This window comes from Variovorax sp. J31P179 (assembly GCF_030316985.1).
In the GTDB taxonomy this organism is placed as follows: Bacteria; Pseudomonadota; Gammaproteobacteria; order Burkholderiales; family Burkholderiaceae_C; genus Variovorax; species Variovorax ginsengisoli_B.
The window spans coordinates 53,694-73,877 of record NZ_JASZYL010000004.1 but is presented as its reverse complement, the minus strand read 5'-3'; the positions used below and the strand labels follow the sequence as shown (position 1 = coordinate 73,877).

Genomic DNA, 20,184 nt, shown 5'->3' with positions numbered 1-20,184 from the left:
GTCAGGCCTGCTCGATCGCGAGCCGGCGGGCGTTCGAGGTGGTCTTGGCGTGGATCGGCTTGAGGCCGCGCTGGACGATCCGGGCACTCGCGCTCGACAGGTGGTTCACGGCTTCGGCCGAGCGGGTGGCCGCGTTGCCAAAGGCTTCGGCATGGCTGACGGCCTGCGCCGGGCTGGTGCTGGTCGCCAGTGAGAACAAGGCCAGGCCGCTGCCCAGCCAGTGCTTCACGGCGCGGTTCACCAGCGCGAACTGGGTGGTGTGGAGCTGGTTGGCCATCGCAGCGCCGGATTCGCTGGCCGCCGCCAGTTTTTCGTGGCCCATGAGCTGAAATTCGGCCAGGTCGACCTCGTTGGGGGACAGGCCCGCCTTGGCCATGCGTTCCGTGCGCATCTGGATCACCGAGCCGGCCGACAGCAGCATCTCGTTGGTCGTCAAGGCCACGTCCACCCACAGCATGAGCGGGTTGAAGAAGCGCGTCGAGGAGAAGCTGGGGTTCATGGCGCCATGATAGACCGAGCAGCGCCTTTTTGCTGCAGTGCAGCATCGATTGGGGATGGCATCCTACAGAGAGAAATGCCACTTGGGGGCGAGCACGGGTCTTGCGTTGCTTGTTACATTCACAATGCAACTCATCCTCATACGAATGACTCACTCATTGCGCTGCGTCAGGGCCCTGCTGTGTGCTGCGAGCCTGGCTTTCCCCCTGGCCTCCATGGCCGCTCCCTCAGACAGCACGCCAGGCATCTACATCGATCTCGGGCGAGGCGACACGGACACGGATTCGCTGACCCTCGGCTACGCCATGCCCTGGTCATGGCGCGGGTCGCCGGCACCGGGCGGGCCGCTTTCGTTCTACTGGGATTTCTTTCTCAGCCAGTGGCGCGCGCCGCTGCCCCCGAATGGGGCGGACAAGCGCAGCTACACGCAACTCGGGGCGATCGCCAACTGGCGCTGGCGCTTCAATCAGGGCGAGTCGCCGTGGTTCGTCGAGGCCGGCATCGGCGCCACCGTGATGGACCAGCTCTACCGCACGCCCGACCGGGAGTTCAGCACCGCCTTCCAGTTCACGGAGCAACTCGGTGTCGGCTTGAGCCTCGGGGCGCAGGGCGCGCACGAGGTGTCGCTGCGCGTCCAGCACTTCTCGAACGCCGGCATCAAGGAGCCGAACCCGGGCGAGAATTTCGTGCGCTTGCGCTACCTCTATCGCTATTGATGGCGGGCTGGCGACGCGCCGCGAGGGTCTCGAAGACGTTGCGATAGCGTTCCAGGCCGTCGGCCGCCGCGTTCGGTGGTACGCCGGGCCCGAACTCGAGCACCTGACCTTGACAGCGGACGCTGCGTTCGGGCGTCAGGATGGCCCAGCGAAGCTGCGCGAAGCGGCGCGCAAAAAAGGGCGCCACGGCTTCCACCACATGGTGGTCGGGATCGAACCAGGCCAGGTGGAGCGCCTCGGCGCCCGGAGCGTCGGCGACGACGCTGAAGTGGATCAGCGTCTTCATCTTGCGCATGTCGCGCCGCACGGCCTGGGCCATGTGCAGCGCCTGGACCCGGTCGCGATCACGCGGGTCGTGCTGCAGGCCGGGTTCGTGGACCAATCGCCACAGCAGCCGGTAGAGCAGGCCGAAGCGCAGCGGTGCGTTGTGCAGGATGACGGTCTCGCACATCGACATGAAGGAGCGCGGAACCAGCGGATGCGTGATGCCGGCGCTCGCCGCACCGCGCGGGGCGGCGGGGCCGGCCGGCCTCGAGAAACGCTGCGTCTCGGCCCCGGCGTCGATGACCCAGTCGACCTGGTCCGGCGCGACCAGGGCGGCCAGCAGCGAGCGGGCCTCGCGCCGGAAGCCGTCGGAGTCGATGTTGCCGGCGAGGGTGATGGTGTGCGGGGCCATGGCATCAACTTAGGGCCGCCCCAAGGCCGCACCTGTAGGCGTTCAGGCGTAAAGCGCAGAGGCCTGCGCTGGCGCGGCCGAGGCGCGCCGGGCGCTCAGGAAGAGGCGCTCGGCAGCCGCCGCCGGAGCTGCCGGGCCCGCAGCTCGGTGGCCACGTAGGTGAGGGCGGCGAGGATCAGGGGCAGCAGGTAGTAGATGGCCCGGTAGGCCAGCAGCGCGCCGAGCAGCGTGCCCTGCGGCGCCCGGTGGCCGAGCAGCGCGAGGAACACGGCCTCCAGCACACCGAGGCCGCCGGGCACGTGGGTGATGACGCCGGCGACCGCGGCGACCAGCGCCACGGCCAGCACCTCGTGGTAGGGCAGCTGGCGCTGCAGCAGGAGCCAGATCATCCCGCCGATCAGCGACCAGTTCAGCATCGACATCGCGAGCTGGAGCAGCGCCATGCGCAGCGACGGCGTGTCCAGTTCGTGGCCGCGCACCCGCCAGGTGTGCTGCCGCGCTATCGCGCACAGGCCGAGGTAGGCCGCGCCCCCGGCCAGCAGCAGTGCGCCAAGGATGCGGAGCCCTTCGCCGTCCATCTTCCAGTCGGGCGGCAGCACCATCGGAAAGAAGCAGAAGACCGCGCCCGCCAGCACCAGGTACCCCAGCCAGTTGGTCAGCATGCTGAAACCGAGCACCCGCGTGATCGTCAGGTTGTCCAGGCCCAGCCGCGAGTAGAGCCGGTACCTGAAGGCGACGCCGCCGACCAGGGCGCCGAGGTTCAGGTTGAAGGCATAGCTGATGAAGGTGACGCGCATCACGATGCGGGTGCCGAGCCGGTGGCCCGTCATGCGGCGGCCCAGCAGGTCGAATGTGCTGTAGAGCAGGTGGCTGCAGGCTGCGAGCGCCGCGGCCGCCAGCAGCGCGGGCCGTGGAATGGCGCGCAGCGCGTCGAGCACCTCGTTCCAGTCGATCGTGCGGGCCTGTCGCACGACCAGCGCCAGCACCGCGGCGAAGAAGAGCCAGGCCCCGACGCGTTTCACCAGCCGCCAGCCGCCGGCGGCCGGAGCCTCTGCCTGAGCCTTCATGCCGCGTCCGTCCGCGTGGCGCCGCCGCCCTGGTGCAGGGGTGTGTCGAGCGGCTCCAGCTTCGGCGCGTGGCGCGGCAGCCAGCCGACCCAGGAGGGGTACCAGCGCAGCAGGTGGAAGATGAAGAAGCTGCGCACCAGCCGCCAGCCGCTCCATTCGTCCAGATCGGAGGCCTCGATCCGCTTGCAGCTGTTTTGCATCAGCGCGTCGAGCCGCTCCCACAGCGTCTGGTTGAAGTCCCGGTCGCGCACGATCACGTTGGCTTCGAGGTTGAGAGACAGGCTCAGCGGGTCGAGGTTGCTCGAACCGACGGTGCTCCAGCGCTCGTCCACCAGCGCCACCTTGCCGTGCAGCGGGCGCTCGCAATATTCGTGGATCTGCACGCCGGCATGCAGCAGGTGGTGATAGAGCATGCTGGCCGCCACCTTGACGATCGGCATGTCGGGTTCGCCCTGCAGGATCAGCCGCACGTCGACGCCGCGCCGGGCGGCGCGGCGCAGCTCCTTGATGAGGCGGTAGCCGGGAAAGAAATAGGCGTTGGCGATCACGATGCGTTGGCGGGCGCTGCGGATGGCCGCGAGGTAGTGGCGCTCGATGTCGTTGGTGTGGCGCCGATTGTCGCGGGTGACGAATTGCGCCGCGGCCTCGCCCGTGGGCGCGTTGTCGTCTTGCGCGGAGGCCCGGATGCGGCGCCGGAACCAGCCTGCGCCCTTGCCGCCGACCGCGATCGCATGCAACACGAAGCGATGGATCTCGGAGACGATCGGGCCGGTCAGCTCGACCGCGTAGTCCTGCTTCGCCTTGGGGCCGAAGTCGAGCAGGTGGTCGGCCGAATAGTTGATGCCGCCGACGAAGGCCAGCGTGCCGTCGACCACCACGATCTTGCGGTGCATCCGCCGGAAGACATTGAGCCGCTGGCCGAAGATGCGCTTGCCGGGATCGAACACCCGCACCTTGACGCCCGCCGCGATCAGGCCGGCGATGAAGCCGGGTGACAGCGAGGGCGAGCCGAAGCCGTCGATCATCAGGTCGACCTTGACGCCGCGCCTTGCCGCCGCGCTCAGCGCCGCGTGCAGCTGCTCGCCGACCTTGTCCTCGAACAGGATGAAGGTCTCGACGATCACCTCGCGCCGGGCTTCGCCGATGGCCTCGAACACGCGCGGAAAGAACTGCTCGCCGTTTTCCAGCAGCGCGACTCGGTTGCCGTCGGTCCAGCGCCGGCCGGCGGCAGCCGTGTCGGGGGTGTCGCTGCTCACAGCGCGATCTCCGCCACCAGCGGGGCATGGTCCGACAGGTGCGACCAGGGCCGGCGCGGCAGCACCACCGGTGAATGGACGCGGGCGTTGCGCACGTAGATGCGGTCCAGCGACAGCAGCGGGAAGCGGGCGGGAAAGGTTCGCGCCGCGCTGCCATGGGCCTGCACGAAGACCTCGCTCAGCGAAGCCCCCTGGGCGAGGATCCGGTGGGCGCGGCCGCGCCAGTCGTTGAAATCGCCGGCGACGATCAGGGGTGCATCGGCCGGCACCTCGTCGCGCACGATGTGGCACAGCAGCTCGAGCTGCTGCAGGCGGTGGGTCTCGGCCAGCCCCAGGTGGGCGCAGATCACGTGGACGTCGATCGGCCGCGCCGGCAGCCGCAGCACGCAGTGCAGCAGGCCCCGCTTTTCGGGCCCGACGATCGAGACGTCGTGGTTGCGGTAGTGAACGATCGGGAACTTCGACAGCACGGCGTTGCCGTGGTGTCCCTTGGGATACACCGCGTTGCGGCCGTAGGCGAACTGCGGCCACATGGTGTCGGCCAGGAATTCGTAGTGGGGCGCTTCGGGCCAGTTGTCGACCTTGCGCGAGTGGCGCGAGTGCGTGCCCAGCACCTCCTGCAGGAACACCACGTCGGCGCCCACCGTGCGCACCGCATCGCGCAGCTCCGGCAGGATGAACTTGCGGTTCAGCGCCGTGAAGCCCTTGTGGGTGTTCACGGTCATGACCTTGAGCGAGGTCACCGGCGCGGCGGTGGCGCCCGTATGCAAAGGAGGCTTCACAAGCATGGTTGTAAGCCGGGCCAGGCGCCGCGGCTGTAGGAACGGACCACCTCCTTCGACGGCCTGCGCGCAAGGGGGCATGGCGCCTACAGGCAGCCCGGCCGCAGCCCCACATGGCGGCCGGCCGTGCCCTTCTACGGTGCAACCAGAGCTTGAAGAAAAGGGCTCGACTTGTTCAACGAACGACCCAGAGAGACAGGAGCCATCATGAAGCAACGATTCGTCGCCACCACCGTTCTCGCCGGACTGATGGGCATGGCAGGCCTCGCCATGGCCCAGGGCACCACCGCGATGCCGGCCCAGCCCGACCCCGCGGTCGCGGGCCAAGCCAGCACCAAGACGCCGGCGGGGGTGGCCAATCCGACCCAGCGGCCGGACGGCAGCAACCCGGCCTCGCGGGAGGTTGTGAAATCGGAAGCCCGGATTCACAACCGCAGCAATGCCACCAACAACGTGCCCAAGGGCGAGGCGTCGACCACGGTGAATCACCAGCCCAACGCGATGCCGGCGCCGACCGGCGAGATGTCGCGCATCGAAGTCAGCCAGTCGGGCCGGAAGGTGAAGCCGCATTTCGGCGAAAAGGGCGAGCGGCCTGAAGTGCCCACCAATCCGATCGACAAGACCGGCACGCCGAAGTAAGCGGCCGAATGAAAAAAGCCCCCGGCACGCAGGTGACGGGGGCTTTGCCGCGGAGGACTGGATCAGCTCTTGGCGGGCGGCGGGGCCGGGTGATGGTGGTGGCCGCCAGGAACGCCCGCACCGCGGGGGCCGAAGCGCTGCATCGATTCGGCATCGAAGGTCTTCTGCTGCTCAGGAGACAAGGCCGCGTAGAAGCTGCGCGTGGCATCGGCACGCTTGGCGAACATCGCGCTGCGCTCGGCCTGGCGCGCCTGCATCTTGTCGAGGCGCGGGGGTGTCGTCAGCTTGGCGAATTCGGCGCGATCGGCACCCGGCTGGCCGGCCGGGCGAGCCGAGGGCTGCTGGGCGGTGGTGAAGCTGTTCCAGGCGCCTTCCTGGGCCGGTGTCAGCTTGAGCTTTTCCTTCAGGGCCGCCAGCCGCTGGGCCCGGTGGGCCTGCATGCGCTCGAAGCGTTCGGCGCGGTCTGCCTCATGGCGCTGCGGCGTGGCCGGCGCCTGGGCCCCGGGCTGGGCGGCGGCGGCCGGCGGGGGAGCCGTCAGCGGCGCCTGTGCGAAGGCACCGGACGAGGCGAAAGTGGCCGAGGCCAGCAGACCGGCCCAGAGAAGGCTTTTGCGAGACGGGATCATGAGAGTGCTTCCTTTCGAAGAAGCCTGCCGCCGATGGGCAGCAGGTGAGAGGAAGTCTGGCGCCGCCATGTATCGCGATCGTGAGCCCGGGGTGAGGTCTGGTAAAGAAGCATGAACGGCGGGCGCTCGCGACTCGCCCTCCCGCGCGGTCAGCCGAGCTTGCCGTTCTGGAAGTCGTGCACCGCCTGGGTGACCTGTTCGCGCGTGTTCATGACGAACGGCCCGTACTGGGCGATCGGCTCGTGCAGCGGCTTGCCGGCGATCAGCAGCGCGCGCGCCGGGCTGTGGTTCGAGGCCGGCGCCCGCAGCACCACGCCATCGCTGCCGGGCTCGTTGGCCAGGATCGCCATGCGCTTGGTCGGGATCTCGGCGCTGCCGATGTAGAGCGACTCGCGGAACACGTAGACCAGCGCGTTGCGGTCGTCCAGCAGCGGCTGGGCGAACTCGGCCCCGGGCGGCAGCGTGATGTCGAGGTAGAGCGGCTCGGTGTGTTCCCGCTGGACCGCGCCGTGGACACCGTGGCTGACGCCCGCGATGACGCGCACGTGGACGCCGGCCGGGGTGATGAACTCCGGGATCTCGGGACTCTGGATGTCGCGATACCAGGGCTCGCGCATCTTGTCCTTGGCCGGCAGGTTGAGCCACAGCTGGAAGCCTTCCATGAGGCCTTCCTCCTGCTCGGGCAGCTCGCTGTGGATCAGGCCCCGCCCGGCGGTCATCCACTGCACGCCGCCGTTCGACAGCAGGCCTTCGTGGCCGGCGCTGTCGCGGTGGCGCATGCGCCCGGAGATCATGTAGGTCACGGTCTCGAAGCCGCGGTGGGGGTGGCTCGGGAAGCCGCCGATGTAGTCGCCCGGGTTGTCGCTGCTGAAGGCATCGAGCATCAGGTAGGGATCGAGGCGCTGCTGCAGCGGCTGGTGCAGCACGCGCGTGAGCTTGACGCCGTCGCCGTCGCTGGTCGAGACGCCGGCGACGATCTGGTCGATGCCGCGCGGCTGGGAGAGCGACAGCGGCTCGACCGCGGGGGACGGATGGGCGTGGGAGTTGGTGCTCATGCAGGCATGGTGGCACGGTCCGGCCGACCGTGCTGGCGGTGGGGCCAGTCAGCCCAGCGACTCGAGCTCCCAGGACACGTTCTGCCAAGCCACGCCGAATCCCGGGGGCGTGGCCGGCGTCTCGCCGCCGCGGACAGCCTCGAGCGCCCACTGGCCGCCGGCGCTGACGCTGTCGATCAGGGGCACCGGCACCGAAGCGGCGAAATCGCCCGCCATGCCCGCCAGGCCGGCGCCGCCGAGGATCACCGCCTGGGCCTGGAAGCGGGTCGCGGCCTCGCGGCAAGCCTCGGCCAGCAGGCTGCGGGCGCCGACCGGGTCCTGGGCCAGCTGGGCGCCGCTCGGCGCCACCGTGTGGATGCCGGCCAGCGACGCCGAGAAGCCGAGCGAGGATGCCAGCCGTTCGAGCATCGGCCGCCAGCGTTCGCCGCCAGTCACGACGGCGAAGCGGCCGTGCCGGGCGGCCGTCGCGAAGGCCGCTTCGGCCAGCCCGCCGACCGGTACGCCGGCGCCGTCGCGCAGGGCGAACAGGCCCGGGTCGCCGAAGCAGCCGATCAGGATCGCGTCGGGCCGCTCGCCGTGCGCATGGGCGCTGGCCCAGGCATCGAGGACCGCATGCTGCGCCACCGCGTAGGTGGCCTCGCTGGCGATGTACGGCGCGCCGAACCGCGCGGTGAGCGTGTGCACCGCCAGGGTCCCCTCCAGTTGCTTCTGCAGGTGCTGCTGGAGCAGCGCGCTCACCGAGGCCGAGGTGTTCGGGTTGATGACCAGCAGCCGCTTCATGGTGGACCGCTGGCGTCAGCGGCGCCGCGTCGAACGCTGCCCCAGCAGCGCCGCCGAGCCCAGCGCGATCGCCATCACGGCGAACGACACGACGGTGGTCACCGTGCCGAGCGCGTAGATCGATGGCGTGGTCACGGTCGAGGTCAGCGCCTGCAGTTCGAGCGGCAGCGTGTTGACGTCGCCGATGGCTTGCGAGGTGCGCGCGATCTCGTCCCAGCTCAGCGTGAAGCCGAACATGCCGATGCCGACCACCGACGGCCCGATCAGCGGCAGCACCACGTGCAGGAAGCTCTGCCAGGGCGTGGCGCCGAGGTCGCGCGCGGCTTCTTCGTAGGCCGGATTGAAGCGATTGAAGACCGCGAACATGATCAACAGGCCGAAGGGCAGCGTCCAGGTCAGGTGGGCGCCGAGGGCCGAGGTGAGCAGACCGAGGGCGGTGCCGTAGTTCTCGAGCAGGCCCTCGGCGCCGATCGCGCCGAGCGCGCCCTTGAGGCCGGTGTCGAGCAGGCGGAACTGCAGCCCGATGCCCAGCGAGACGATGATCGACGGCATGATCAGGCTCGCCACCGTGACGAAGAACAGGGCGTTGCCACCTCGCAGCCGCTTGCGGAACGCGAGGCCGGCCAGCACCGACAGCACCACCGTGAAGCCCATGACCACCGCGCCGAGCATCAGCGAGCGGCCGAAGGCGGCGCCGATGTCGACCGTGCCCAGGCCCTCGGCGAGCTTGCGGAACCAGTGCAGCGACACGCCGCGCAGCGGAAAGGTGAGGCCGCCCTCGGGGCCCTGGAAGCTCAGCACGAAGATGGTGATCATCGGGCCGTAGAGGAAGACCACGAACAGCGTGAAGACCAGGGCCAGGGGCCAGAAGCCGGCGCTGCGCTGTTCACCGATGCGTTGGCTCATGCGGGGTGCCCCGCATGGCTTGAGGGCAGGGCGCGTGGCGAGGGCGGCGGGTGATCCCCTCCGCGAATGTCCCCCGGCTTCGCCTCCTCCTTTATTTCGCTGCGGGGACCACCCGCCGCCCTCGCCACGGGCAACGCCGTGTCGTGCCGTCCGATCAACCACCGCCGTGACGGATCGCGCCGATGGTGTGCTCTGCGCAGCGAAATAAAGGAGGAGCCCGAAGGGTGGGGGACATTCGCGGAGCAGAGTACGCCGTCGGCGTGATCCCGCCCAGGGCCCTTCGATCGCACAGATGCGCGCGCCAGCATCCTAGAGCTCCTTCCGGATGTCGACCAGCCGCGTGAGGCCCCAGATGATCATCAGCACCACCGCCAGCAGGATCATCGCGTTGGCCGCCGCGAGCGGGAACTGCAGGTACGAGGTCTGGACCTGGATGATCTTGCCGACCGAGGCGATCTGCTGGCCGCCCATCACGCCGATGGTGACGAAGTCGCCCATCACGATCGTGATGACGAAGATCGAGCCGATCAGGATGCCGGTGCGCGACAGCGGCACGATCACGTTCCACAGCGTCTGCCAACCGGAGGCGCCGGAGTCGCTGGCGGCTTCGAGCAGCGAGCGGTCGATGCGCATCATCGAATTGAAGATCGGCACGATCATGAACATGGTGTAGAGATGCACGAAGGCCAGCACCACCGAGAAATCCGAGAACAGCAGCCACTCGACCGGCGCATCGACCAGGCCCAGGCCCATGAGCCCCTGGTTCACCAGCCCGTTGCGGCCCAGCAGCGGCACCCACGAGATCATGCGGATCACGTTGGAGGTCCAGAACGGCACCGTGCACAGCACGAACAGCAGCGTCTGCATGCCCGGCGAGCGCACGTGGAAGGCCAGGAAGTAGGCCACCGAGAAACCGATCACGAGCGTGATGCCCCAGACCAGCAGGCAGAACTTGAGCGTGCTGAGGTAGGTCGACAAGGTGACGCAGAGGTCGCCGTTGTCGGTGAGGTGCGAACAGCCCTCGAAGATCGCGAAGTAGTTGCGCGGCGAGATCGCCGGAATCAGCTCGTACTCGTTGAAGTTCCACAGGCTGACCATCGCGATCAGCGCCAGCGGGATCAGGAAGAACAACAGGAACACCAGCGCGAACGGCGCCGCCTGCCACCAGGCCTTGACGGCGTGGGCAGGCAGCAAGGTCGCGTGGCTGGTGGTCGGGGGCGCGCTCATCCTGTCGTCATGCAGCCACGAACTCGTTCCACTTGCGCACCATGTATTCGTTCTCGTCCATCACGGCGTTCCAGCAGGCGATGCCGCCCATGCGTTCCTCGTAGCTGCCGCCGTCGCGCAGCGCGCCGGCCTTGGCGATGACGTCGCCTTGCGGGCTCTTGATGTCCTGCGTGGCGGGCTTGCCTTCCATCCAGTAGGCCCACTCGTAGGGTTCCATCTTGGCCTTGGCGGTTTCCAGCACGGCGCTGTAGTAGCCCTGGCGGTTCAGGTAGGCACCGGCCCAGCCGTCGAGGAACCAGTTGATGAATTCGTAGGCGCCGTCGAGCTTCTTGCCCGACAGGGTGGCCGGCAGGCCGAAGCCCGAGGCCCAGGCGCGATAGCCTTCCTTGAGCGGCTGGAAGGTGCAGGCGATGCCCTTGCTGCGCACCGCGGTCACGGCCGGCGACCACATCGACTGGATCACCACCTCGCCCGAGGACATCAGGTTGACCGACTCGTTGAAGTCCTTCCACAAGGCCCGGAACTGCCCGGCCTTCTTCGCTTCGATCAAGGTCTTGATCGTCAGGTCGATCTCGGCCTTGGTCATGTTGCCCTTGTCGGCGTACTTGTGGATGCCCTTGGCCTCGACCACCATCGCCGCGTCCATGATGCCGATGGACGGGATGTTCAAGATCGCGGCCTTGCCCTTGAACTCGGGGTTCAGCAGCTCGGCCCAGGAGCCGATCGGCCGCTTGATCAGGTCGGGCCGGATGCCCAGCGTGTCGGCGTTGTAGGTGGTCGGGATCAGCGACATGAACTGCGTCGGCGTCTTCGAGAAGGCCTTGCTCTTCTCGCCCTCGAGGAAGATCACCTTGATCGGCGCCGTGCCCTGGTCGCCGACTTTCTTGCCGGCGACCTCGCCCTTGGTGAACAGCGAGGTGATCTTGTCGGCGTTCTTGACGCGCTTGGTGTCGATGCCCTTGAGGTTGCCGGTGGGCACGATCTTCTTCAGCGAGAAGTACTCGGTGTCGATCAGGTCGAAGCTGTTCGGCGCGGTCACGGCGCGCTTGGTGACGTCGTCGGTGGTGACGGCCACGTACTGGATCTCGATGCCGGTGTCGGCCTTGAACTTCTCGGCGATCGCCTTGTCCTGGTTGACGGCGGTGCCGAGGTAGCGCAGCACGATCTTTTCCTGCGCATGGATGGCCGGGAAGACACCCGCCGCGAGGATGCCCGCCGTGCCCTGCAGCAGCGTGCGGCGCTGGACGCCGAGGGTCGGGGTTTCGATTTTTTTGGACATGGGAGGTCTCCTGAGAGGCGGTGGTGGAAAAAAGGGGGAAGAGGCCGGGGCCGGTCGCGGGCGCTGTCAGGCCGCCATCGCCGCCAGGGCCGCCAGCGGCGCGCGTCTCGGCGGCGATGTGCCGCCGCCGCGTGCTTCGGGGCGCGTGGCGCCGGGGCCCAGCGTCCGGGCATCGGACTCGGCCCACGAGACGCGCACGCTGTCGCCGACCTCGTAGCGGTGGCCGGCGAATTCCTGCTCGGACAGCAGCACCGAGATGCCGCTCTGCTCCGTAGGCACGCCGGTCAGGCGCAGGCCGAGCAGGACATAGGTGCCCTGGTACTCGACGTCGGTGACCTGCGCCGCCAGCCCCGGCTCGCCCGCCGCGCCGGTGGCCGGCGCGATCCGCGTGTGGTCGTTGCGCACCGCGACCTTGCCGTCGTCCAGCGCGAACACGTTGTGGCCGCCCATGAAGCGCGCCACGAATTCGCTCGCCGGATGGTTGTAGACCTCGTGCGGCGAGCCGACCTGCTCGATCAGGCCGTTGTTCATCACCACCATGGTGTCGGCCAGCGCCATCGCCTCTTCCTGCGAATGGGTGACGTGGATGAAGGTCAGGCCCAGCTCCTTCTGCCAGCGCCGCAGCTCGGCGCGCATCTGGATCCGCAGGAAGGGGTCGAGCGCCGACAGCGGCTCGTCGAGCAGCAGCACGCGAGGCTCGGTGATCAGGGCCCGCGCCAGCGCCACGCGCTGCTGCTGGCCGCCCGACAGCTCGCCCGGCTTGCGCCCGGCCAGGTGGCCCATCGCGACCCGCTCGAGCAGGTTGCCGGCGCGCTTGTGGCGCTCGCTCTTCGAGACGCCCTTCATCTTGAGGCTGAAGGCGACGTTGTCGAGCGCCGACAGGTGCGGAAACAGCGCGAAGCTCTGGAACATCATCGCCGTGCCGCGCGCCGCGGCCGGCAGGTTGGTGATGTTGCGGTTGTCCAGCAGGATATCGCCGCCGGAGGCCGATTCGTGGCCCGCCACCATCCGCAGCGTCGTGCTCTTGCCGCAGCCGGACGGACCGAGCAGGCAGCAGTAGCTGCCGCTGGCGATCCGCAGGTCGATCTGGTCGACGGCGGGCGGCGTGCCGGCGGCGTAGCGCTTGCTCAGCGCGACGATTTCAACAGCTGCGGGCGGGGGGGCGGTGACAGCATCCATTGGGGATGCCATCGCAAGACATGTGCCAGCGAAGAAGCGGGTGGCGGGATCCGCGATGCGCCGACTTGGTGCGCGGCGCCAGCTGCGTCAAGGTGGTGCGAAGCGGGCCGTGGCGACACTGCGCAGCAGGGCATCGCGCTGCGCCTTGCTGATGCCGCGCACGCCCTCGGCCACCCATTTGGCCCGGTCGAGGTTGATGTTGCCCTCTTGCTGCCACTTGCGCACGGCCAGGGCCGGGTTGTTGAGCATGGCCGCCAGCCAGACCGCCTGCACCGGCTCGAGGTTGCGCGCCGGACGCTTGAAATAGGTGCGCGCCGCGGCATCGGCGCCGCAAATCCGGGCGCCCCAGGGGGCGTTGTCGAGGTAGAGCTGGAGGATCCGCGCCTTGCCCAGCGTCTGTTCCATCTCGACCGCATACAGCAGCTCGCGCAGCTTGCGGTCGGCGCTCTGTTCGCCGCCGGTCACGAGGATCTTGGCCAGCTGCTGGCTCAGGGTGCTGCCCCCGCGCTCGGCCTTGGAGGCCTTCTGGTTGATTTCCAGCGAGGCCGCGAGCTCGGTCATGTCGTAGCCCGGATGGGTGAAGAAGCGCTGGTCCTCGGCCGCGATCACCGCGCGCGCCAGCCAGCTGTCGGGGCCGAGCCGGCTCGGGGCGCCGCAGGTGGTGCGTGCGTTGGCGAGCGTCTCGGTTCCCAGCCCGTCGACCGTGAATTCGGCGATGCGCGGCTGCACCGCGAAGGTGCCGGCGGGCAGGCCGACCTGGGCGCCCAGCGCCAGCGTGCCGCCGATGCGGGCGCGCTGCAGTTCGGCCAGCTCGGGCGCCAGCACCGTATACCAGCGCGCGATCGGCGTCTCGGGGACGTGGATGTCGATGTGCAGGGCCTGCTGCGTCAGCCGCCCGGTCCAGCGTCCACGCAGGATGCCGTCGTCGCTGCGGTCGCCGACCGCCAGCGGCCGGGCAGGCGGCGCGGCTTCGAGCGTGCCGCTCAGCACGCCGGCGTCGCGGCGCACCGTCGCGCGCAGGCTGTCGAGCCGGATCGGCGCCTTGCCCAGGGCCGGGACCGTGGCGCTGCAGGGCGCGCAGTCGAGTTCCAGGGTCTCGCTCGCGGCGTTCCAGCCGAAGCGGACGGGGCCGTGGGGGGTGTCCAGCGTGCGGCCGGCCAGCCAGGGGGCGAACCAGGAGGAGGTCGCCAGGCGGATCGCGGTCGGCACGCCGACGTCGACGGCCACCGGGCCGGCCTGGAAGCGGGCCGGCCATTCGTCGCGGCCGGGTGCCAGCGCCAGCTTCAGGATCAGGAACACCGCGACCGCCGCCGTCAGAATCAGGGCCAGGGTCGCGAACAGCAGGTAAACCAGCGCTTTCTTCAGCAAATCACTCTCACTCGATCGGTTTCGCCAGGGTGACGGCTTGCCAGGGACCGTTCGAGCGGCCACTGGCCGCCGCCCAGTACCAGGCTGAAGTGTCGGTGAAAGCGCCGCCCCCGGCGTCGACGATACGCTCGCAGACCCGGATTTTTCGACCGCCGGTGCGCTCGGCGACGAAACAGCGCCACAGTCGCTCGTGCAGGTCGCGCTCCAGCTGGGCCTGCGCGATGCCGTAGCCTAGCGCGCGGTAGCAGTCGGCGGCCGGATGCAGCATGCGCGTCGGCGCGTTCACTTGGCGCAGCACCAGCACCTGCTGGCCGTCGGTCAGGCGCGCCATGCTGCCCGGGAAGCGCTCGGCGAAGCGGTTTTCGACCTCGCTCAGGGCCAGCGGGCGCAGCGGCGCGCCGTCCCATTCGCTCGGCCATTCGTGGAAGGCCGCCGCGGCCGCGGCCGGCGGCGCCCGATGCAGCGCCGCGCTGCCCGACCAGGCCAGGCAGAGCAGCATGGCGACGCCGAACAGGGCCTTGTGCAGCATGCGATGCACCAGGCGGTTGGCGAAGCAGCGGTCAAGCACGGCGATGGCCATGGCGGTCTCCTCGGAAATGGTTCATGACCCAGGCGATGCCGCCGCAGACCGCCGCCAGCAAGGCCAGGCCGAAGGCGTCGTGCAGCCAGGGCGGCGGCGCCTGGCCGGCCGCCTCCAGGGCCACCAGCAGGCTGTTGCGCACGATGTTGCCGGCCAGCACCAGCAGGCCGACCGCAGGCAGCCGGGCCAGGAAGGCGCGGTCGTCGCGCAGCGCCCAGAGCGCGACCACGCAGGCCGTGAAGTAGCCGAACCAGGCCATCTGCACGCCCGAGCAGGGCGCGTCGACGATCACCAGCCGGCCATCGATCCAGAGGCTGCTGCCTTCGCGCGCGACCTCGAAGCCCGACGCCAGCAGCCAGCGGCTGGCCTCGGCCGTCACGACGCGCAGCGGGTAGCCGGCATAGAACTGCAGCGAGGACAGCAGCGGCAGCGCCAGCACCGCCAGCCCGGCGACTGGCGTCGCGGGGACCTCGCTCGGCAGGAAGGCCAGCAGTGCGCAGGCCAGCGCGGCCATGGCCAGCAGCGCGGCGGCCAGTGGCGGCAGCGGCGGCACCGGGCCGATGCCGGTGCGGCCCAGGGTGGCGGCCAGGGTCGCCAGAGCCGCCAGCGCCAGCCAGCCGAGGCGCGGCGCCGCGCGCAGCCCGTGCCGCAGCGTGAACACCAGCAGCGCCAGCGCCGCGATCGCCAGCAGGCCGAGCGGATCGTCGGAGCGGTCCAGCATGCGCCGCGCCATCCAGGTCCAGGTGGGGGCCAGCGCGGCGGCCTGGAGCGCGAGCCAGGCGAGGGCGGGCAGGCGGTCGAGGCGGATGCCGGCTTCGAAGAGGCGGGGGTGGCGGGTGGCCAGCGCGTCGAGCGTCATGGTTCTCATGAGGTCAAACGCCGGTTGTCATTGCGCCGTGTACGCCGCCTCAACATCGCCAGCATCGACAGCACCACCGCGATCGCGCCCAGCGTCTCGGGCTCGGGCGTGCTCGGCACCTCGGCGCCCAGGTCCTGGCCGAGCGCGCTCTCGGCGACACCCTGGGGCAATGGCTGCGGCTGGTCGACACCGGCGGCGCTCTGCGGCGCCGGGTTGCGCACCACGCGGTCGATGGCGATGAAGCTGGTGTACTGCGTGAGCAGGCCGTAGCGCAGGCCGAGGTCGGTGATGCGCTGGCGCAGCGCGTCGCCGCCTTCGAGCGCCTCCTGGTCGGACAGGCTGGCGATGCGATGCCGCGCCCACAGGCTGCGCAGTGCGGCCGCATCGCGGCGCGCCTCCGGGTCGATCTTCAGCGCCTGCCGGTAGGGGCCCTCGGCGCCGCGGCCCTCGACCACGAGCCGGCCGCGGGCTTCGCCGCGCCACTTGCCGAACACGATCACCGGGCGTTCGCCGAGGACGTCGGGCAGCACCGCCGGCTCGACGTCATAGACGTCGAGGCCCTCGAAGCGCGCCTTCACCTGGGTCAGCACCGGCGACTCCACCATGCGGCGGAAGCGCGCGGCCTGCTCGGGCGCCTGGACCGGATCGGTGATCACGAAGGGCTCGCCCATGCCGGCGCGTGCCAGGCCTTCCATCAGGTGGCGATTGACCGAGGAGCCGATGCCGAAGGCGAACAGGTTGGCGCGGCCCAGGTTCTTGCGCACCAGCTCGAAGGCCTCGCGCTCGACCGTGACATAGCCGTCGGTCACCACCACCAGCGTGCGCGAGACGCCTTCGGCCTTCGGCTCGGCATAGGCGCGCTGCAGGGCCGGGATCAGCTCGGTGCTGCCGCTGCCGCCGTAGTTCTGGATCGTCGCCAGGGCCTGTGCGATGTTGGCGCGGGTGGCCGGCACCGAGTGCGGCGACAGCATGCGGTTGCTGCCCGAGAACAGCAGCACGTTGAAGGTGTCGCTGGGCCGCAGGCCGCCGATCAGGCGCTCCAGCATGGCCTTCGCGGTGTCGAGCGGAAAGCCGTGCATCGAGCCCGAGATGTCGACCACGAAGATGTAGTCGCGCGGCGAGATGGCGTTCGCCGCCACCGATTTCGGTGGCTCGACCATGGCGAGGAAGAAGTTCTCGGCGCCGTCGCCCTGGCCCTGGTAGAGCATCAGCCCGGACTGGACCCGATCGCCGGCGAGCCGGTAGTCGAGCACGAAGTCGCGGTTGTCCGCGGGGCCGCTGCCGGGCGCCAGCGTGACGTCGGCATGGGCGTCGCCATCGCGCCGTGCCAGCGAGATCGCGTGCGTCTGCGAGCGCACCTCCTGCAGCGCCATCGGCATGTCGAGCGCGACCTTCAGCTTGAAGGCGGTGCCCGGCGCAACCCCCGCGCGCAGCGTCGGCTGCGCCACCCAGCGCGCCTGCGCGTTCTCCGACTGCGGGCTGTTGTAGCGCGGCCCGACCACGGTCGGATAGACGAACTGGTAGTTGCCGCCCTGCGGCACCAGCAGCTCCGTGTAGCGCAGCGCCACCCGGACCTCGTCGCCCGGCAGGATGTTGGCGACATTCATCTGGAACACGTTGGGCAGGTGCTGCTCGAGCAGCGCGGCGGTCTTGCCCTCCTTCTTCGCGGCCTCGTAGTCGATGCGGGCCTGCGCCTTCTCGCGGATCTGCGCCGTGATCAGGCGCTCGTCGATGCGCACCTGGAGCGCGCCGACCGCGGCCCGGGTCGAACCCGGGAACACATAGCGGGCCTCGATCGCGCGCTGGCCTTCGTTGCGGTAGGTCTGCGTGACCGTGACGTCGGCGATCACCCCCGAGATCTTGACGTCCACCTCGGTCCCCTTGAGCGGCAGGCGATCGAGTTCGGGGTCGTCGCTCTTGACGAAGAAATACGGGCTCTCGGTTTTGGCGCGCGGGCCCGGCGCTTCCTGTGCATGCAGCGGCCGCACGCTCAGCGCGAGGAAGCTGGCGACGGCCAGTGTCAGGGTGACGAGCCAGAGCCGTCGGCCGGAGCGGTAGAGGGGGGCGTCCATGGTGTTTTTCCTTCTCCTTCTCGTGCGAACTTGCACGGGAGCCACTGTCCGGAGCGAGCGAGAAGCCAGTTGGAAGGCCGTTCGAAGTCCGGCGGCTCGAAAACAGCCTTGTGTGAAGCCTGTGTGAAGTCCTGCGAACAGGGCCTTCACGCAGGCATCGCCCGGATGGGGAACCATCGCGGCCTGTTCTGCTCCCTCCTTGCCATGACTTCTCCGTCCGAAACCCCCTCCCGCGCACCCGGCTGGCGCCGTCCGGTCGCCTGGATCGCCGCGCTGTCGGCCGGCACCGTGGTCGTGCTGGCGATCGCCGGCGGCATCGCGGTGGCCACCATCTACCCGCGGCTGCCCGACATCTCCGAGCTGTCGGACTACCAGCCCAAGCAGCCGCTGCGGGTCTATTCGGCCGACGGCGCGCTGATCGGCGAGTTCGGCGAGGAGCGCCGCAACCTGACGCCCTTCGCGCAGATTCCGCAGGTCATGAAGGACGCCGTGCTGGCGGTCGAGGACGCGCGCTTCTACGAACACGGCGGGGTCGACTACAAGGGCTTCGCGCGCGCCGCGCTGGCCAGCCTGCAGGGCGGCCGCAAGCAGGGCGCCTCGACCATCACGATGCAGGTCGCACGCAACGTCTACCTGAGCTCGGAGCGCACCGTGCAGCGCAAGACCTGGGAGATCCTGCTGGCGATGCGCATGGAGCGCCAGCTCACGAAGGACCAGATCCTGGAGATCTACCTGAACCAGATCTACCTGGGCATGCGCGCCTACGGCTTCGCGGCGGCCGCAGAGACCTATTTCGGCAAGCCGCTCGCGGACATTACGGTGGCAGAGGCCGCCATGCTGGCCGGCCTGCCGAAGGCGCCGGGCACCAACAACCCGGTGGCGAATCCGCGCCGCGCGAGGGCCCGCCAGCTCTACGTGATCGACCGCATGCAGGAGACCGGCTTCATCACCGCCGCGCAGGCCGATGCGGCACGGCGCGAACCGCTGCAGCTGCGCGATGCCGCGGACCCGTCGCGGCTGCATGCCGAGTACGTGGCCGAGACCGTGCGCCAGATGATGCATGCGCAGTACGGCGACAGCATCTACACCAGCGGGCTCAAGGTGACGACCTCGCTGGTCGCGGCCGAGCAGCAGGCGGCCTACCGGTCGCTGCGCAAGGGCATCATGGACTACGAGCGGCGCCAGCCCTATCGCGGGCCCGAGGCCTTCGTCGACCTGCCCGACGACCCGAAGGCACTCGACGACGCGGTCGACGACGCGCTGGCCGAGCACCCGGACAACGGCGACCTGGTGGCCGCCGTGGTGCTGCAGGCGAGCGCCAAGGAGGTCCGTGCGGTGCGCGCCAACGGCGAGACGCTGCAGATCGCCGGCGAGGGGCTCAGGCCCGCGCAGTCGGGGCTGGCCGACAAGGCGGCGCGCAACATCCGGATCCGGCCGGGCGCGGTGATCCGCGTGGCGCGGACGCCGAAGAACGCCTGGGAGATCACGCAGCTGCCCGAGGTCGAGGGCGCCTTCGTGGCGCTGGACCCGCGCAGCGGCGCGATCCAGGCGCTGGTGGGCGGCTTCGACTACGGCAAGAACAAGTTCAACCACGTGACGCAGGCCTGGCGCCAGCCGGGCTCGAGCTTCAAGCCCTTCATCTACTCGGCCGCGCTCGAGAAGGGCTTCACGCCGGCCACCGTGGTCAACGATGCGCCGCTGTTCTTCGAGGCCGGCGCCGGCGGCACGGCCTGGGAGCCGAAGAACTACGACGGCGGCTACGACGGCCCGATCACCTTGCGGCGCGCACTGCAGCAGTCGAAGAACCTGGTCACGCTGCGCGTCATGCAGTCGATCGGCGCCGGCTATGCGCAGGACTGGGTCACGCGCTTCGGCTTCGAGCGCGAGAAGCAGCCTGCCAATCTGCCGATGGCGCTGGGTGCCGGCTCGGTGACGCCGATGCAGATGGCGGCCGGCTATGCGGTGTTCGCGAACGGCGGCTTTCGCGTCAATCCCTACCTGGTGACGCGGGTCACCGACGCCCGCGGCAAGATCCTGATGGAGACCGAGCCGCCGGTGCTCGACGAGACCCGGCGCGCGATCCCCGAGCGCAATGCGTTCATGATGGATTCGCTGCTGCAGAGCGTGGTGAAGGGCGGCACCGCGTCGCGCGCCTACCAGGCGATCCGGCGCGACGACCTGTACGGCAAGACCGGCACCACCAACGATTCGTTCGACACCTGGTTCGCCGGCTTCCAGCCGACCCGCGTGGGCATTGCCTGGGTCGGCTACGACACGCCGCGCCAGCTCGGCGTGCGCGGCGAGACCGGCGGCAGCCTGAGCCTGCCGATCTGGACCGGCTACATGCAGGCGGCGCTCAAGGGCGTGCCGGTGGCTCCGCTGAAGGCGCCCGACGGCGTGCTGCAGGTCGATGGCGAGTGGTACTTCGACGACTACGCGCCGGGGCACGGCGTGGCCAGCCTGGGGCTCGATCCCGCGCTGGCGCCCCTGCCGGCCGAGGACCTGGCCGGCGCGCAGGTGGCGCCCCCGGCGGCGCCGGCGGAGCGCAACCGCATCCTCGACTTCTTCAGGTAGGGCCTGTTCACACTACTTCCGGGGATCGCGTTGTCGAGCAAAGGG

Annotated in this window: 19 protein-coding genes; 3 read left to right on the top strand and 16 right to left on the bottom strand. The window is 69.7% G+C overall.

The annotated features are described in order from the left end of the window. Window position 1: 1 nt before the first annotated feature. A complete protein-coding gene (locus tag QTI17_RS11460; protein WP_286533207.1) occupies window positions 2-499 on the bottom strand; it encodes a polyhydroxyalkanoate granule-associated phasin in 498 nt (165 codons plus the stop codon). 214 nt (window positions 500-713) lie between these two features. On the opposite strand from QTI17_RS11460, the gene QTI17_RS11455 reads away from it, so the two are divergent. Beyond that, window positions 714-1,214: an acyloxyacyl hydrolase gene (locus QTI17_RS11455; protein ID WP_286533206.1), complete on the top strand. Its 501-nt coding sequence runs from the start codon at window positions 714-716 to the stop codon at window positions 1,212-1,214. Here QTI17_RS11455 and QTI17_RS11450 read toward each other — a convergent pair. The 4 genes from QTI17_RS11450 to QTI17_RS11435 all read right to left on the bottom strand — a co-directional run bounded on the left by QTI17_RS11450 (window position 1,156) and on the right by QTI17_RS11435 (window position 5,001). Continuing rightward, window positions 1,156-1,890, bottom strand: coding sequence for a DUF4130 domain-containing protein (locus QTI17_RS11450; protein ID WP_286533205.1), 735 nt, complete (start codon window positions 1,888-1,890; stop codon window positions 1,156-1,158). The two genes, QTI17_RS11455 and QTI17_RS11450, sit on opposite strands and share 59 nt — an antisense overlap. Window positions 1,891-1,985: 95 nt before the next feature. Then, on the bottom strand, window positions 1,986-2,957 hold the full coding sequence (locus tag QTI17_RS11445; RefSeq protein WP_286533203.1) for a lysylphosphatidylglycerol synthase domain-containing protein: 972 nt from the start codon (window positions 2,955-2,957) through the stop codon (window positions 1,986-1,988). Continuing rightward, the gene (gene clsB, locus QTI17_RS11440; RefSeq protein WP_286533200.1) at window positions 2,954-4,213 is read right to left on the bottom strand and encodes a cardiolipin synthase ClsB; all 1,260 of its coding nucleotides are present in this window, start codon (window positions 4,211-4,213) and stop codon (window positions 2,954-2,956) included. The genes QTI17_RS11445 and clsB overlap by 4 nt, the downstream gene beginning before the upstream one ends. Next, the gene (locus tag QTI17_RS11435; protein WP_478138740.1) at window positions 4,210-5,001 is read right to left on the bottom strand and encodes an endonuclease/exonuclease/phosphatase family protein; all 792 of its coding nucleotides are present in this window, start codon (window positions 4,999-5,001) and stop codon (window positions 4,210-4,212) included. The genes clsB and QTI17_RS11435 overlap by 4 nt, the downstream gene beginning before the upstream one ends. 201 nt (window positions 5,002-5,202) lie before the next feature. Here QTI17_RS11435 and QTI17_RS11430 point away from each other — a divergent pair, with 201 nt between their 5' ends. Beyond that, window positions 5,203-5,634: a serine/threonine protein kinase gene (locus QTI17_RS11430; protein WP_286533199.1), complete on the top strand. Its 432-nt coding sequence runs from the start codon at window positions 5,203-5,205 to the stop codon at window positions 5,632-5,634. Between the two features lie 62 nt (window positions 5,635-5,696). Here QTI17_RS11430 and QTI17_RS11425 read toward each other — a convergent pair whose 3' ends face one another. The 11 genes from QTI17_RS11425 to QTI17_RS11375 form a co-directional block, all read right to left on the bottom strand. After that, on the bottom strand, window positions 5,697-6,260 hold the full coding sequence (locus tag QTI17_RS11425) for a Spy/CpxP family protein refolding chaperone (protein WP_286533197.1): 564 nt from the start codon (window positions 6,258-6,260) through the stop codon (window positions 5,697-5,699). 149 nt (window positions 6,261-6,409) lie between these two features. After that, entirely contained in the window at window positions 6,410-7,315 is a 906-nt protein-coding gene (locus tag QTI17_RS11420; RefSeq protein WP_286533196.1) for a pirin family protein, read from the bottom strand. Between the two features lie 48 nt (window positions 7,316-7,363). Next, a complete protein-coding gene (locus QTI17_RS11415; protein ID WP_286533194.1) occupies window positions 7,364-8,095 on the bottom strand; it encodes an aspartate/glutamate racemase family protein in 732 nt (243 codons plus the stop codon). A gap of 15 nt (window positions 8,096-8,110) precedes the next feature. Beyond that, window positions 8,111-9,001, bottom strand: a complete 891-nt coding sequence (locus QTI17_RS11410) for an ABC transporter permease (RefSeq protein ID WP_286533192.1) — start codon at window positions 8,999-9,001, stop codon at window positions 8,111-8,113. Window positions 9,002-9,310: 309 nt separating this feature from the next. After that, on the bottom strand, window positions 9,311-10,228 hold the full coding sequence (locus QTI17_RS11405; RefSeq protein ID WP_286533191.1) for an ABC transporter permease: 918 nt from the start codon (window positions 10,226-10,228) through the stop codon (window positions 9,311-9,313). Between the two features lie 7 nt (window positions 10,229-10,235). Next, window positions 10,236-11,507 (bottom strand): ABC transporter substrate-binding protein, encoded by a 1,272-nt coding sequence (locus tag QTI17_RS11400; RefSeq protein WP_286533190.1) that lies wholly within the window; start codon window positions 11,505-11,507, stop codon window positions 10,236-10,238. A 66-nt stretch (window positions 11,508-11,573) separates the two neighbouring features. Continuing rightward, entirely contained in the window at window positions 11,574-12,686 is a 1,113-nt protein-coding gene (locus QTI17_RS11395) for an ABC transporter ATP-binding protein (protein WP_286533189.1), read from the bottom strand. 87 nt (window positions 12,687-12,773) lie between these two features. Next, entirely contained in the window at window positions 12,774-14,054 is a 1,281-nt protein-coding gene (locus QTI17_RS11390; protein ID WP_286533188.1) for a biosynthetic peptidoglycan transglycosylase, read from the bottom strand. A 7-nt stretch (window positions 14,055-14,061) separates the two neighbouring features. Beyond that, entirely contained in the window at window positions 14,062-14,634 is a 573-nt protein-coding gene (gene xrtQb / locus QTI17_RS11385; protein WP_286533186.1) for an exosortase Q subunit 2, read from the bottom strand. Then, entirely contained in the window at window positions 14,615-15,502 is an 888-nt protein-coding gene (gene xrtQa, locus QTI17_RS11380; protein ID WP_286533184.1) for an exosortase Q, read from the bottom strand. The genes xrtQb and xrtQa overlap by 20 nt, the downstream gene beginning before the upstream one ends. After that, entirely contained in the window at window positions 15,499-17,565 is a 2,067-nt protein-coding gene (locus QTI17_RS11375; RefSeq protein WP_286533182.1) for a VIT and vWA domain-containing protein, read from the bottom strand. The genes xrtQa and QTI17_RS11375 overlap by 4 nt, the downstream gene beginning before the upstream one ends. 204 nt (window positions 17,566-17,769) lie before the next feature. Between QTI17_RS11375 and QTI17_RS11370 the strand changes: the two genes are divergently transcribed. Continuing rightward, entirely contained in the window at window positions 17,770-20,139 is a 2,370-nt protein-coding gene (locus QTI17_RS11370) for a penicillin-binding protein 1A (RefSeq protein WP_286533180.1), read from the top strand. The last annotated feature ends 45 nt before the right edge of the window (window positions 20,140-20,184 follow it).